15 protein-coding genes are annotated in these 13691 nt (G+C 72.2%); 9 read left to right on the forward strand and 6 right to left on the reverse strand.

The window, feature by feature from the left end:
- Positions 1-8: 8 nt before the first annotated feature.
- Positions 9-1646 (reverse strand): ABC-F family ATP-binding cassette domain-containing protein, encoded by a 1638-nt coding sequence (locus EDD33_RS07915; RefSeq protein ID WP_123389891.1) that lies wholly within the window; start codon positions 1644-1646, stop codon positions 9-11.
- Positions 1647-1769: 123 nt separating this feature from the next.
- Here EDD33_RS07915 and EDD33_RS19910 point away from each other — a divergent pair, with 123 nt between their 5' ends.
- On the forward strand, positions 1770-1907 hold the full coding sequence (locus tag EDD33_RS19910) for a hypothetical protein (protein ID WP_170169727.1): 138 nt from the start codon (positions 1770-1772) through the stop codon (positions 1905-1907).
- Between the two features lie 6 nt (positions 1908-1913).
- Here the strand turns inward: EDD33_RS19910 and EDD33_RS07920 are convergent, their stop codons facing one another.
- Together EDD33_RS07920 and EDD33_RS07925 are read right to left on the reverse strand one after the other, a co-directional pair.
- Positions 1914-2315, reverse strand: a complete 402-nt coding sequence (locus EDD33_RS07920) for a hypothetical protein (protein WP_123389892.1) — start codon at positions 2313-2315, stop codon at positions 1914-1916.
- A gap of 335 nt (positions 2316-2650) precedes the next feature.
- On the reverse strand, positions 2651-4177 hold the full coding sequence (locus EDD33_RS07925) for a helix-turn-helix domain-containing protein (RefSeq protein ID WP_123393183.1): 1527 nt from the start codon (positions 4175-4177) through the stop codon (positions 2651-2653).
- Positions 4178-4447: 270 nt separating this feature from the next.
- On the opposite strand from EDD33_RS07925, the gene EDD33_RS07930 reads away from it, so the two are divergent.
- The 5 genes from EDD33_RS07930 (at position 4448) to EDD33_RS07950 (ending at position 9098) form a co-directional block, all read left to right on the forward strand.
- Entirely contained in the window at positions 4448-5503 is a 1056-nt protein-coding gene (locus tag EDD33_RS07930) for a TerC family protein (RefSeq protein ID WP_246003429.1), read from the forward strand.
- Positions 5504-5528: 25 nt separating this feature from the next.
- A complete protein-coding gene (locus EDD33_RS07935) occupies positions 5529-7349 on the forward strand; it encodes an alkaline phosphatase D family protein (RefSeq protein WP_123389894.1) in 1821 nt (606 codons plus the stop codon).
- Positions 7350-7392: 43 nt separating this feature from the next.
- Positions 7393-7785, forward strand: a complete 393-nt coding sequence (locus tag EDD33_RS07940) for a DUF5709 domain-containing protein (RefSeq protein WP_246003430.1) — start codon at positions 7393-7395, stop codon at positions 7783-7785.
- Between the two features lie 96 nt (positions 7786-7881).
- On the forward strand, positions 7882-8172 hold the full coding sequence (locus EDD33_RS07945) for a YiaA/YiaB family inner membrane protein (RefSeq protein WP_123389897.1): 291 nt from the start codon (positions 7882-7884) through the stop codon (positions 8170-8172).
- A gap of 44 nt (positions 8173-8216) precedes the next feature.
- Positions 8217-9098 (forward strand): aldo/keto reductase, encoded by an 882-nt coding sequence (locus EDD33_RS07950; protein ID WP_123389899.1) that lies wholly within the window; start codon positions 8217-8219, stop codon positions 9096-9098.
- Positions 9099-9229: 131 nt separating this feature from the next.
- On the opposite strand, the gene EDD33_RS07955 is transcribed toward EDD33_RS07950, so the two are convergent.
- A complete protein-coding gene (locus EDD33_RS07955; protein WP_123389900.1) occupies positions 9230-10312 on the reverse strand; it encodes an alpha/beta fold hydrolase in 1083 nt (360 codons plus the stop codon).
- Positions 10313-10493: 181 nt separating this feature from the next.
- On the opposite strand from EDD33_RS07955, the gene EDD33_RS07960 reads away from it, so the two are divergent.
- The 3 genes from EDD33_RS07960 to EDD33_RS07970 all read left to right on the forward strand — a co-directional run bounded on the left by EDD33_RS07960 (position 10494) and on the right by EDD33_RS07970 (position 12453).
- Entirely contained in the window at positions 10494-11375 is an 882-nt protein-coding gene (locus EDD33_RS07960; RefSeq protein WP_123389902.1) for an endonuclease/exonuclease/phosphatase family protein, read from the forward strand.
- Positions 11372-11854: a GNAT family N-acetyltransferase gene (locus EDD33_RS07965; protein WP_123389904.1), complete on the forward strand. Its 483-nt coding sequence runs from the start codon at positions 11372-11374 to the stop codon at positions 11852-11854. Before EDD33_RS07960 ends, EDD33_RS07965 begins: the two co-directional genes overlap by 4 nt.
- Before the next feature lie 119 nt (positions 11855-11973).
- Positions 11974-12453, forward strand: a complete 480-nt coding sequence (locus tag EDD33_RS07970; RefSeq protein ID WP_123389906.1) for a tetratricopeptide repeat protein — start codon at positions 11974-11976, stop codon at positions 12451-12453.
- 3 nt (positions 12454-12456) lie between these two features.
- On the opposite strand, the gene EDD33_RS07975 is transcribed toward EDD33_RS07970, so the two are convergent.
- Both EDD33_RS07975 and EDD33_RS20280 read right to left on the reverse strand, forming a co-directional pair.
- The gene (locus EDD33_RS07975; protein WP_123389907.1) at positions 12457-13101 is read right to left on the reverse strand and encodes a hypothetical protein; all 645 of its coding nucleotides are present in this window, start codon (positions 13099-13101) and stop codon (positions 12457-12459) included.
- Entirely contained in the window at positions 13098-13544 is a 447-nt protein-coding gene (locus EDD33_RS20280; RefSeq protein WP_211332461.1) for a MarR family winged helix-turn-helix transcriptional regulator, read from the reverse strand. Before EDD33_RS20280 ends, EDD33_RS07975 begins: the two co-directional genes overlap by 4 nt.
- Positions 13545-13691: the final 147 nt, after the last annotated feature.

Below are 13691 nucleotides of genomic sequence, written 5' to 3' on the forward strand. Positions count from 1 at the left end.
CGGCGTACTCAGCCGACCGAGACCCGACCGGCCTCGACGTGCCAGCGCTCGTCGAGCCGCACCGTGTCGAGCAGCCGGCGGTCGTGGGTGACGAGCAGCATCGCCCCCTCGTAGGACTCCAGCGCCTGCTCGAGCTGCTCGATCGCCGGCAGGTCGAGGTGGTTGGTGGGCTCGTCGAGCACCAGCAGGTTGACGCCGCGGGCCTGCAGCAGCGCCATCGCCGCCCGGGTGCGCTCGCCGGGGGAGAGGCGGCCGACCGGGCTGGTGACCTGGTCGGCCTTCAGGCCGAACTTGGCGAGCAGTGTGCGGACCTCGGCGGGCGGCAGCTGCGGCAGCACCGCCTCGAAGGCCTCGCCCAGCGGGAGCAGCTCGTCCAGGCCGGTGCGGGCCTGGTCGATCTCGCCGGTCGCGACCGACGCGCCCAGGCTCGCGCGGCCGGTCGTGGGCTCCAGGCGACCGAGCAGCAGCCGGAGCAGCGTGGTCTTGCCGGCGCCGTTGGGGCCAGTGACGCCGATCCGCATCCCCGCGCCGACCTGGAGCGAGACCGGACCGAGGGTGAAGGTCCCGAGGGTGGCGGTCGCCGCGTCGAGGGTGGCCACGACCGAGCTGGAGCGGGCCGCCCGGCCGACGGTGAACTGCAGGACCCACTCCTTGCGCGGCTCCTCGACCTCCTCCATGCGGGCGATCCGCGACTCCATCTGGCGCACCTTCTGCGCCTGCTTCTCCGAGGACTCGACACTCGCCCTGCGACGGATCTTGTCGTTGTCGGGCGCCTTCTTGATCGCGTTGCGCACCCCCTGGGAGCTCCACTCGCGCTGCGTGCGGGCCCGCCCGACGAGGTCGGCCTTCTTGTCGGCGAACTCCTCGTAGGCCTCGCGGGCGTGACGTCGCGCGGTGGCCCGCTCTTCCAGGTAGGCGTCGTAGCCGCCGTCGTACACCGCGACCTGGTGCTGGGCGAGGTCCAGCTCGACCACGCGCGTCACCACCCGCGAGAGGAACTCGCGGTCGTGGGAGACGAGCACCACGCCCGACCGCAGGCCGTGCACGAACGCCTCGAGCCGTTCCAGGCCGGCGAGGTCGAGGTCGTTGGTCGGCTCGTCCAGCAGCACCAGGTCGAACCGGCTCAGCAGCAGCGCCGCCAGCGCCGCCCGCGCAGCCTGGCCGCCGGACAACGAGGTCATCAGCGCCTCCGGACCCACCTCGAGCCCGAGGTCGGCCAGCAGGGGCGGGATCCGCTCGTCGAGGTCGGCGGCACCGCTGGCCAGCCAGTGGTCCAGGGCCCGGGCGTAGGCGTCCTCGGCCTCGCGGGTGCCCTCGCCCAGCGCCTCGGCGGCACGCTCCATGGCCTCCGTCGCGGGGGCGGCGCCGGTGCGGCGGCCGACGTAGGCCGCGACGGTCTCGCCGGGCACCCGCTCGTGCTCCTGGGGCAGCCAGCCGACGAACGCGTCGGCCGGGGCGGTCGAGAGGCTGCCGCCGAGCGGCTCGAGGTCACCGGCCAGCATCCGCAGCAGCGTGGTCTTCCCGGCCCCGTTGGCCCCCACGACGCCGACGACGTCGCCCGGCGCCACGGTCAGGTCGAGGTGCTCGAACAGCGTGCGGTGCGCGTGGCCCCCGGCGAGGTCCTTGGCGACGAGGTGGGCACTCACCGGGCGAGCGTAGTGGGGGTGGTGCGGTGCGTCGTACGAGGTCGTCGTCCGGGCGACGAGGACGTATGACGCGTCACGGGTCCGCATCGGATCGGAGGCGCTGCGGTCGGGTACCGGCCCAGCATGAAGCTGATGCGCACCGCCGCCATGATCGGGATCGCCAAGAAGGTCTACGACGAGGCCCAGAAGCCGGAGAACCAGGCCAAGATCCAGGTTGCCGTCCAGCGGCTGCGTGACCGGAAGCAGCCGCGCCGCCACTGAGCCTCTTCAGGAGGGCGCAGCCTCGCCACCGGTGACGTCGGCCACCTTCTCCTGGCTGGTCCTGCTCCGGCAGGCGATGGCCCACCCGTTCCCGTACACGAAGAAGGCGTAGTCGGCCTTGCGACCCGTGATGGGGTTGATCACCTCTCCGGCGAGGTAGGCGTCGCGCGCCTGGTCATCCTCGAACTCACTGATCCGCAGCTTGCCGTACGCCGACTCACAGGCCCGCGTGTAGCTGGCGTGGCGGTCGGCCTGGCGGCCGGGGAAGACCGTGCCGCCGACGCACCGCGTCATGTCCGTGAGCTCCGCCTCGGAGAACCGGGGCTTGCTGCCGCACGCACCCAGCGCCAAGCACGCGAGGACCATCACCGCGACGCTGCCCGAGCGGCGATGCGTGATGTGCCACATGGGGTCATCGTTCCTGATCGAGGCTGCTGTGAGGCGGGAGTCCTGAGGGAGTCGGGTCGGCAGCACCGAGCTCCCAGGGCCGGGACGTCATACGAGGTGGTCGCTTGGACGGCCGGCTCGTATGACGTCCCACTGAGCGACGGACGAGGTGGTCGCTTGGACGACCAGGTCGTATGACGCGCCGGGGTCTCGACGGACCTGAGTGGCACCGGCGCCCGAACAACGATCAGTTCGGCCATCACGGGGTGAACCTCAGGCGGTCCGACGTCGTCGGGCGGGCGAACTGATCGTCGTTCGGGTCGCGCAGCGCGATGGTCTCGACCGGCCCGGGCGACCTACAGGTCGTGGAAGGTCTCGATCTGGGCGCCGAGCTCGTTGAGACGCTCGGCGAGGCCCTCGTAGCCACGGTGGATGACGTACGTCGAGCGCAGCACCGAGGTGCCCTTGCTCGCCAGCATGGCCAGCAGGATCACCACGGCCGGACGCAGCGCCGGGGGACAGACGACCTCGGTGCCCGACCAGCGGGTCGGTCCCTCGATCATCACGCGGTGGGGGTCCATCAGGGTGACCTTGCCGCCGAGCTTGTTGAGCTCGGTGAGGTAGATCGCGCGGTTCTCGTAGACCCAGTCGTGCAGCATCGTCTGGCCCTGCGCCACGGCCGCGATCACGGCGAAGAACGGCAGGTTGTCGATGTTGAGGCCCGGGAACGGCATCGGGTGGATCTTGTCGAGCGGCGCGTGCAGCACGGAGTGGTGGGTGGTGAGGTCGGCGAGGCGGGTGCGGCCGTTGGCCGCGACGTACTCCTCGGACAGGGTGTAGCGGAACCCCATCTCCTCCAGCACCGACAGCTCGATCTCGAGGAACTCGATCGGGACCCGCTTCACGGTGATCTCGGAGTCGGTGACGATGGCGGCGGCGAGCAGCGACATCGCTTCGATCGGGTCCTCGCTGGGGGAGTAGTCGACGTCCACGTCGATCTCGGTGCAGCCGGTGACGGTCAGCGTGGTGGTGCCGATGCCCTCGACGACGACGCCGAGCTTCTGCAGGTAGAAGCAGAGGTCCTGGACCATGTAGTTGGACGAGGCGTTGCGGATGACCGTGGTCGAGTCGCACAGCGCCGCGGCCATGAGGGCGTTCTCGGTGACGGTGTCGCCGCGCTCGGTGAGCACGATCGGGCGCCGCGGGGTGATGCCGGGGGAGACGGTGGCGTGGTAGCTGCCCTCGGTCGCCTTGACCTGCAGGCCGAAGGGCCGCAGCGCGGTCATGTGGGGCTCGACGGTGCGGGTGCCGAGCGAGCAGCCGCCGGCGTACGGCAGCTCGAAGTCGCTCATCCGGTGCATCAGCGGGCCGAGGAACATGATGATCGAGCGCGTGCGCCGGGCCGCGACCTCGTCGATCGAGGCCAGGTCGAGGTTGGCGGGCGGGATGATCTCGAGGTCGTTCTCGGCGTTGAGCCAGCGCGTCCTCACGCCGAGGCTGTCGAGCACCTCGAGCAGCCGGTTGACCTCCTCGATCCGCGCCACGCGGCGCAGCGTGGTGCGGCCCCGGTTGAGCAGCGCGGCGCACAGCAGCGCGACCCCGGCGTTCTTGGAGGTCTTGACCTCGATGGAGCCGCGGAGCGTGGTGGGGCCCTGGACCCGCAGGTGGGTGGGGCCCTGCCCGAGGTTCATCAGGGGCTGGTCGAGCGCCTCGCCGATGCGGGCGAGCATGTCGAGCGAGAGGTTCTGGTGGCCGCGCTCGATGCGGTTGACGGCGCTTTGGCTGGTGCCCAGCTCCTCCGCCAGCTGCTGCTGCGTCCAGCCGCGGTGCTTGCGGGCGTCGCGGATCAGGTTGCCGATGCGCTTCAGGTAGTCCTCAGTCACGCCCGGCACGCTATCTCAGATATGAGATAGGTCGGGCCACGCCGAGCGGGGGCGTGTCGGCGGGATCACGTCGCAGCTCCGGTCGGCGGTCGACCACGTCGCGGGCAGGGTGCCCGGTCGGCCGGTAGGATCACCGTCGAGGGGAGTACCCCACCAAGTCGCGCTCGGTCAGTACGGGACCACAGGTCCTCCGGCCGCGAGCCCGCCGGCAGCAGTCGGTCGGGTGGGGGAGACCTCAGGCCGTCACACCTGACCTGAGGAGATCCTCCTGTGCTGATCCCGCACGCCGCCGCATCCGGCGGCCTCGAGACCATCGGGACGCCCACGCTGTGGGCCGCCACCATCGGCGCCGTCGTCGCCCTGCTGGCGCTCGACTTCGTCCTCACCCGCAAGCCCCACGCCGTGTCCATGAAGGAGGCGGTCGGGTGGTCGGTGTTCTACGTCGCGCTGCCGCTCACCTTCGGCGCCTGGATCTGGTCGCAGTACGGCCAGGGCACCGGGGTGGAGTACCTCACCGGCTACCTCGTCGAGAAGTCGCTGAGCGTCGACAACCTGTTCGTCTTCATGCTGCTGCTGACCGCCTTCGCAGTGCCCAAGGAGCTGCAGCAGCGGGTGCTGCTCTACGGCATCATCGGCGCCCTGGTGCTGCGCGGCATCTTCATCGCGCTCGGCGCCGCCGCGCTCAACAGCTTCGACGCCGCCTTCCTCGTCTTCGGCGCGATCCTCCTGCTCACCGGCCTCAAGCTCCTCAAGGACGCCCTGAGCGACGAGGAGCACGAGATGGACGTCGACCAGATCAAGAGCGTCAGGTTCGTACGCCGGTTCATGCCGGTCACCACGGACTACGAGGGTCCCAAGATGCTCGGGCGCATCGACGGCAAGCGGGCGCTGACGCCGTTCGCGCTGGTCACCATCGCCGTGCTCGCCACCGACATCGTCTTCGCGGTCGACTCGGTGCCGGCCGTCTACGGCATCACCGGCGACCCCTACCTCGTCTTCGCCACCAACGCCTTCGCCCTGCTCGGCCTGCGGGCGCTCTACTTCGTCCTCGAGGCGGCGCTGAGCAAGCTGGTGCACCTCTCCTTCGGCCTCGCCGCGATCCTGTTCTTCATCGGCGCCAAGCTGGTCCTGCACTGGGGCCACCTGACCTGGCCCAGCGTCCCGGAGATCCCGACGGTGGCCTCGCTGTTCGTGATCGTGGGCATCCTGGCGATCACCACCGTGACGAGCCTGATGGCCTCCAAGAAGGCCGAGGCGCGGGCCGCGCAGGAGGGGCGGGACGGGTCCACCGACGACGCGTCGGAGGAGTCCAGCCTGTCGCGGTGACCGGCCACGGAGCAGGATGGTCGCCATGACTCCTGGGAGGGAGGAGGCGCGTCCTGACGCTGCCTCCGCACACGCGCCCGCCGGCGACCGGCAGCGGCCCGAGCTCGTGCTCGGGCCGCTGCTGCGGTTCGTCGACCACACCGAGGCCGCCGTCTGGGTGGAGACCGACCGTGCCTGCACCGTCCGCGTCACCGCTGGCGCGGCCGGGGGAGAGGCCCGCACGTTCGGCGTGCACGGCCACCACTACGCGCTCGTCGAGGTCGGCGGCCTCGAGCCCGGCACCGTCACGGCGTACGACGTGGAGCTGGTCGTCGACGGCGAGCCGACCCGCGTCTGGCCGCCGGAGCGCCACGTCGCGGTCGGTCCGACCGAGGACAGCGCGGCCGACGCGACCGAGCTCGACCTGCCGGCGTCGGTGATCAGCACGCTGCGGCCGGGCAAGCCGCCGCGGATCGCCTTCGGGTCCTGCCGCACCAGCGTCAGCCACGACCGTGCGGGCAACGCCACCCACGGCGTCGACGCGATGCGCGCCTACGCCCTGGCCATGGCCGGCCTGACCTCCGACGAGCAGCTGCGCTGGCCCGACCTGGTGGTCTTCCTCGGCGACCAGGTCTACGCCGACGAGACCACCGAGGCGATGCGGGAGTTCATCTCCTCGCGGCGCGACATCGACGAGCCGCCGGGCACCGAGCTGCAGGACTACGAGGAGTACGCCCACCTCTACCGGCTGGCGTGGAGCGACCCGGCCAACCGCTGGCTGCTCTCGACGCTGCCGAGCCTGATGATCTTCGACGACCACGACGTCCGCGACGACTGGAACACCTCCCACGCCTGGCGCCAGCAGATGGAGCAGACCGAGTGGTGGCACGGCCGCATCGTGGCCGGGCTCGCGTCGTACTGGGTCTACCAGCACGTCGGCAACCTCTCGGCCGAGGCCCGCGGCAAGGACGAGATCTGGCAGCACGTCACGGCGTACGGCGGGCCGGGGGAGCTCGACCTGAGCAGCGTCCTGGACGGCTTCGCCGAGCGCGTGGACGCCGAGCCGGAGACCTACCGGTGGAGCTATGCCCGCGACATCGAGGGCAGCCGCCTGGTCGTGGTCGACTCGCGCGCCGCGCGCGTGCTCGAGGCCGACGACCGGGCCCTGCTCGACGACGGCGAGCTGGCCTGGCTCGACGAGCAGCTGCAGGGCGACGTCGACCACCTGTTCGTCGGCACGTCGCTGCCCTGGCTGCTGCCGCCGGGCCTGCAGCACCTGGAGGCGTTCAGCGAGGCGCTGGCCGGCGGCGCCTGGGGCAGGCGCGGGGCGAAGGCGGGCGAGTGGGCCCGCCAGACCGTCGACCTCGAGCACTGGGGCGCCTTCCAGGAGACCTTCCGCAGCGTCGCCGAGATGGTCGTGCAGGTGGCGACGGGGGAGCGTGGCCGCGCTCCGCGCACGGTCACGTTCCTGTCCGGCGACGTGCACCACAGCTACGTCTCCGAGGTGACCCGCCTCGCCGACGGCGACACGCGGCGGCTGCAGAGCCGGGTGCTCCAGCTCGTGTGCTCGCCGATCCGCAACCCGCTGCCGCGCTCGATGAGGTACGCCACCGCGGTGCTGTCCTACGGGGTCGCGGGCGTGCTCGGCCGGCTGGCGAGCCGGTCGGCCCACGTCGAGGAGCCGCCGTTCCGCTGGGAGCGGCTGCGCGGTCCCTGGTTCGACAACAACCTCGCGGTGGCCGAGGTGACCGAGGAGGGGCTGCTGCTGTCGTGGTCCAAGGGCGAGGTCGACGGGGGCGACGAGCACCTGCCGGTGCTGACCCGCGTGTGCGACGTACGCCTGGACGCGCCGGCCGTCGCGCGCTGACACCCCGACGGCCCGGCTGTGGGGCTCGGCTAGGTTCGGGGGCATGAGTGGCATGAGCGAGGACCAGCTGCAACCCGAGGACTCCCTGGACGACCGCGGCACCGAGGACGTGCTCGACGAGGGCTACAGCCCGCCGGAGCGCGAGCCCGACCACCTCAAGCACCCCGAGGGCGGCGAGTCGCTCGAGGAGCGCCTCGACGACGAGGAGCCCGAGGTCTGGGAGGACGCCGAGACCGAGGCGCAGGCCGGTCCGGACGACATCGTCGACGGCGACGTCGGGGGAGAGGTCGGCGGCGAGCGCACCGGTCGGCTGATGGCTCCCGACGAGGGCGCTCACGCGGACGTCGACAAGGACCTGACCGCCGAGGACGAGGGCATCGACGGCGCCGGGGCCTCGGCCGAGGAAGCCGCGATGCACACGATCGACGACGTCTAGGCCCCCTCACGCACGACCCCGCGGGCGGGTACTCAGCATCGACCTGAGTACCCGCCCGCTCGTGCGCCCGGCTGCTGGCGCGGGAGGCTCCTGGACATGAGCCGATCCGTCAGCGCCCCGTCCACCACGACCGCCTTCTACGCCCAGTCGGGCATCGCCTTCGCCGTCGCCCTGGCCGCCGTCACCCTGGGGATCTGGAACCTGCCGGTCGGCGTGTGGGAGCGCTCGTTCCTCGCGGTCGGCACGCTCTTCCTGGTGACCGCCACGTTCACGCTCGCCAAGTGCGTGCGCGACGCCCAGGAGACCTCGCAGGTCGTGCACCGCCTCGACCAGGCGCGCGTGGACAAGATCCTCGCCGAGCACGACCCGTTCTCCGCCCCCGTCTGAGTCCTGCAGGTGTGGCCGCGCGCCCCGGGGGAACTGGACCTCTCGTGAAGACACGAGAGATCGGAAACGAGACCACCGGACGCATCCAGGTCGGTGCGATCGGGCTGGGCCTGATGACCTTCGACCAGTCCGGCGCGCAGCCGCGGCAGCAGCTCCTCGACACCGTCACCGCGGCGCTCGACGCGGGGGTGACGCTGTTCGACACCGCCGACGCCTACGGCTACGGCGACGACGGCTCCGACGCCCAGGGCCAGAACGAGCGGCTCGTCGCCGGGCTGCTCGACGAGCTCGGGGTGCGCGACCGGGTGCTGCTCGCCACCAAGGGCGGCCACGTCCGCGGCGAGGGTGGCTCCTGGGACACCGACTCCTCCCGCGACCACCTGGTCGGCGCCGTCGACGCGTCGCTGGGGCGGCTCGGGGTCGAGCAGATCGCGCTGTGGCAGCACCACCGGCCCGACCCCGACGTCGCCTACGACGAGGTCGTGGCCACGCTGAAGGAGATCGCGGACTCCGGCAAGGTCCGCATGGTCGGGCTCTCCAACGCCGACCCCGACCAGATCCGGCTGGCCCACTCGGTGCTGGGGGACCACCTCGTGAGCGTGCAGAACCAGTTCTCACCCAAGTTCCGCTCCAGCCGCCCCGAGATCCAGGTCTGCGAGGAGCTCGGCCTGGCCTTCCTGCCCTGGAGCCCGCTGGGTGGGCTGGCCGACGCCAAGGAGCTGGCCGAGAAGCACCCGGCCTTCGCCGAGATCGCCGACGCCCGCGGGGTCAGCGCCCAGCAGGTCGCGCTGGCGTGGGAGCTGGCGCAGTCCGACTGCGTCATCCCGATCCCGGGGGCCAAGCGGCCGTCGTCGGTCACCGACTCGGCCGCCGCGGCCGACCTCGAGCTGAGCGCCGAGGAGCTCGCCCGGCTCGACGCCGACTGACCAGGCTCAGCCGCGACCGAACACCTGCACCCAGGAGGAGCCGTAGCGGCTGCCCGGGACCACGGCCAGACCGACGCCGAGGTCCCGGGAGCCGCCGGCCATGAGGTTGCGGCAGTGCCCCTCGTGGGGGACTACCCCACGTCGGTGGCGAGCAGCTCGCGCAGGTGCTGGTCGACCTCGTCGAGGTAGGACGGCTCGAACCCGAACAGGCCGAAGTGGCCGGCGATGCTGTGCAGCACCCGCAGCTCGGCGCCGGGGGTGAGCTGCTGCTCGGCCTCGCAGTCGCGGGGCGGGAAGAACATGTCCTCGTCGATCGGCATCACGAACACCGTCGCGGTGATCCGCCCCAGGGCGGCCTCGAGGTCACCGCCGGTGTGGCGGGCGACGTCGCCGCGCTGCCACTTCCAGCCCATGCTCAGCAACGCGTTGGGGTCCATCATCCCGAACAGCAGCCGGGTGAAGTTCTGCTGGAACTCCTCGAAGGTCTCCCACCCGAGGCCCTCCACGACCGGCGGGATGCCCTTCCAGAAGCCGCTGCGCCAGAACTCCGTCGACAGGCCCATGATCGCCCAGATGTCGGCGTGGCGCGCCAGCCCGGCGGCCACGTCGGTGTGAGCGGCGTACTCCCCGCCGTTCCAGCCCGGGTCGGAGGTGATCGCGTCCATGAGCGTCTGCGTGAACAAGGTGTCGTGGGGCGTGTTCTGGGCGGTGCCCGCGATCGGCGCGGCCCGCAGGACCTTGTCGGGGTAGCGCACCGCCCACTCCCAGGTCTGCTGGGCGCCCATCGAGCCGCCGACCACCAGGGCGAGCCGCTCGATCCCGAAGTGCTCGCGCAGGAGCTGCTCCTGGGCACGGACGTCGTCGCCGATCCGGACGTGGGGGAACCTCGACATCGCGATCGACGGGTCGTCGGTGGTGTGGGGCGAGGTGGAGAGGCCGTTGCCGATCTGGTTGACCACGACGATGAAGTACTTCTCGGGGTCCAGCGCGCGGCCGGCGCCGAGGTAGACCTGCCACCAGGTGGCGTGGGTGCCGGAGAACCACGTCGGGACCAGGATCGCGTTGCCCCTGTCGGCGTCGAGCTCGCCGTACGTCGCGACGGCCAGCTGGAGGTCGTCGATGACGCCGCCCTCCTCGAGCTCGAAGCGACCGAGCCCGACGAGCTCGTAGTCACCCTGCATCTGAGCGGTGTAGAAGGGGTTCTCGAGCGGCACGTGAGCCTCCAGGGATGACGTGGCGTGACCCGTGCCACACCGGGATGCCAACCTACTCAGGTCTCCCTCGGACGGCACCTGTCCGGACGGCGGGGGAGCCGGGAGTCTCGGAACGGCGGTCAGGACGCCGGTCGGTGGCCTACGGTGATGTCCGATTCGCCCAGATCCCGAGGTGTCCCCCATGAGTCGTCCCACCGCCACCCGCCGCCGCCGCGGCACCACCCTGCTCGCGCTGGCCCTGGCCGGCGCCGTCGCGGGGGTGCTTCCCGCGGGGGCCCAGGCCGCCGACCGCGGCGACACCGCTGACGCCGCGGCGCCCCGCACCACGGCCAGCGGGACGCTGCGGGTGGCGCACGCCAACCTGAAGTTCAAGATGTCCGGGGCGCAGTTCGCCGCCGACCTGGCCCAGGTCGTCTCCTCGCGGCCCGACGTGGTCTCGCTCAACGAGGTCAGCCGTCGGACGCCGGCACAGCTCGCGACGCGCGGCTACGCCTCGTTCATGCCGCGCGAGAAGGGCAACGGCAACGCCGTGCTGTGGCGCACCGACCGCTTCACGCGGGTCGCGGGCGGCTATCGCGTGCTGGTCGAGAAGGGCCCGCTGAAGTACGACGCCAACCGCCTCGCGACCTGGGCGGTGCTGCGCTCCACCACGGGGGGAGAGGTCTCGCTGGTCTCGACCCACCACATGCAGAACCCCGCCAAGTTCGGACCCGACAAGCCGCTGCGTCAGCGGCTCTACGCCCAGGGCATGCAGCGCATCGACGCCCTGGTCACCGAGCTGTCCCGGCGTGGGCCGGTGTTCGTCGCCGGTGACTTCAACAGCCAGTTCCGCCACGACGACGCCTGGGGCCCGCGTCGGACCCTGGCGCCGGCCGGGCTGGTCTCGGCCATGGAGACCCGCGGCGTCGTGCCCACGCACGACGGAGGCGGCGTCATCGACTACGTCTTCGCCCCGCGGGCCACGACCACCGCGACGGCCCAGCGAGTGACCTCGCTGCGCAGCGACCACAAGCTCATCGTCAACGACTTCCGGTTCGCCGCCCCGACGACGCGCGGACGGTGATCCGGGGACGCCTCGAGGCCGACCTCGACCCGCTGGTCGAGGTCCTCGGCACGTTGCGCCTGCCGACCCCGGGAGCATCGGCCCGCGGACGTCGGGACTGGCTGGTGGCCGGCGAGGTCGAGCTCGCCTGGGTCTTCGACCAGGCGCCGGTCACGGTGGTGCCCACACGCCGGGTCGTCGGTCACGTCGAGGTCCACCGGCCGGCGCGCGCCACGGCGGCGGCGTACGTCGTCGACGGCGGGGCTCCCGACGACGACCTGCGGGAGATCGGCCGGTTGTTCGTGGCGCCCGGGCCGCACCACGACGGCATCGCCCGGTTCCTGCTGCGCGAGTCCGTGGCCCACGTGCGCCGGCTCGGCGCCAGCGTCGTGCTCGACCTGCGTGACAACGTGTCGTTGACGCGGTCGGTCGTCGAGCGGCACGGGTTCGTGCCCGCCGAGGCGCCAGGAGGGGTCGGGAGCCGCTACCGGCTCCCCTGAGGCGTCCCCATGTGTCGCCGATAAGCGACATTATGTCAACTACTGGGCACTCACCGCGGCTGCCGGCCCGGAATGTCCTCCCCCCGTCCTCTGTTGGCGGGAGCGAGAGGAGCACCACCATGGACCACGACCAGCAGCACCCCACGCCCGACGACCACGACGCGACCCCGGAGCTGCGCGTCCCGGCGCTCGTCTTCCCGGGACAGCTGGCCGACCCGGCGTCGGCCCACCGGCTGGCCTGGGACCTGCTGGAGCGGCGCGCCCCGCGGGAGGCGCTGGAGGTGCTGGACGCCGCGCTCGCCCAGGACGAGGACAACGTCGGCCTCCGCACCCTGCGGGCGTGGGCCTACCTGATCCAGGCACGCCTGGGCCACGCCGAGGCCGAGCTGCGCTGGCTGGTGGCGGCCGACCCCTCCGACGAGTGGGCCCGGCACGCGCTGGGACGCAGCCTGGAGCGGCAGTCGCGCTACGCCGACGCGCTGCCCCACCTGCGGCTGGCCGCCGCGATGACCGGTGACCCCGAGCACGAGACGGCCGTGCTGCGCGTGGAGCGGCGGCTCGCCGAGACCGGCGCCACGTCGTACGACGCGCTGCGCTGAGCCCTACCCGCGCTCGTGGGCGGCGGCCACGAAGCCGTCCGGGTCGTCGGCCCACAGCCGCACCCCGTCGACCTCGGCCGTACGCCGGCCCGGCAGCCGGACCGTGGTCGGCCGGTCGAGCACGACCTCGACGTTGGTCTCCTGGGAGACGGCCACGACCATCACCCTGCTCCCCTGGTCCTGCACCACCCGGGACGGCTTGTCGGCGTAGGACCGCTTGCGCCGGGTCACCCGCGCGACGACGTCGGCGGGCAGGTGCACGTCGAGCTCCAGGCCGTCGCGGACGGTGACGCCGGCGGGGCCGACGACGTGCGGCCGGACCCGGTGGCTGCACATGAGCCCGACCATCCACACCAGCCCCCAGATGCCGACGACGAGGAACGGGACCCGCACCCACGGCCAGCGGTGGACCAGCACGTCGACGACGACGAGCTCGACGGCGGAGACCACGACGAACGCGACCAGGAGCACGCGGGTGGGCGCGTCGTAGCGGAAGCCGCTCGCCCCCGGCGCGACGGCCGGACGGCGGAGCAGCACCCGCACGATGCTGTCGTACATCCGGACCTCGAGCACCAGCGCGCGCCAGGCCAGCCCCAGGACGCGCGCCCCCAGGCCGGTCGGTCGGCCCGAGGTCTCGACGGCGCTCACGACACCGCTCCCCTCTCGGTCTCGACCAGCTCCTGGAGCCGGGTCGCGACGGCGTCGAGGCCTCGCTCGAACGCGGCCCGGTCCTCCGGCGCGACGGCCTCGCGCAGCGCCGCCTCGGCCACGGCGTGCTCGACCTGCATCCGTGCCATCAGCTCGCCGGCGGTCGGCGTCAGCTCGAGCAGCACGGCCCGGCGGTCGGTCGGGTGCGGCGTGCGGACCACGTGGCCGCTCCCCTCCAGGGCGTCCACCAGCGCCGAGACGTTGCGGGCACTGACCTCGAGCGCCGCCGCGACCTGCTGCTGGGTCGACGGGCCGGTGGTCTGGAGCACCCACAGCACCGCGACGCGGGCCTCGGTGAGCGGCGTGCCGTCGAAGGCCCGGGCCATGTCCTGGCGCAGCAGGTGGGTCACCAGCAGCAGGGTGTCGAAGAGACCGCGGGACATGTCGTTACACTAGCACATAGTGAACACAGGTAACGGTTGTGTCTGGTCCTCCTGTGTGACCTCGACGGCGCAGCCGCGCCCGCCGAGACAGGCCCGCATCTCGCTGCGGGCGGCGCGCAGGTCTGCAAGGGTGCCTCCACCACCACA

The organism is Nocardioides aurantiacus (assembly GCF_003752505.1).
Taxonomy (GTDB): Bacteria; Actinomycetota; Actinomycetes; order Propionibacteriales; family Nocardioidaceae; genus Marmoricola; species Marmoricola aurantiacus.

Coding starts and splice junctions, on each gene's coding strand:
- EDD33_RS19910 (WP_170169727.1), top strand. CDS start 1,770: ATGAAGCTGATGCGCACCGCCGCCATGATCGGGATCGCCAAGAAGGTC.
- EDD33_RS07920 (WP_123389892.1), bottom strand. CDS start 2,315: ATGTGGCACATCACGCATCGCCGCTCGGGCAGCGTCGCGGTGATGGTC.
- EDD33_RS07935 (WP_123389894.1), top strand. CDS start 5,529: ATGACTCCTGGGAGGGAGGAGGCGCGTCCTGACGCTGCCTCCGCACAC.
- EDD33_RS07940 (WP_246003430.1), top strand. CDS start 7,393: ATGAGTGGCATGAGCGAGGACCAGCTGCAACCCGAGGACTCCCTGGAC.
- EDD33_RS07945 (WP_123389897.1), top strand. CDS start 7,882: ATGAGCCGATCCGTCAGCGCCCCGTCCACCACGACCGCCTTCTACGCC.
- EDD33_RS07960 (WP_123389902.1), top strand. CDS start 10,494: ATGAGTCGTCCCACCGCCACCCGCCGCCGCCGCGGCACCACCCTGCTC.
- EDD33_RS07970 (WP_123389906.1), top strand. CDS start 11,974: ATGGACCACGACCAGCAGCACCCCACGCCCGACGACCACGACGCGACC.
- EDD33_RS20280 (WP_211332461.1), bottom strand. CDS start 13,544: ATGTCCCGCGGTCTCTTCGACACCCTGCTGCTGGTGACCCACCTGCTG.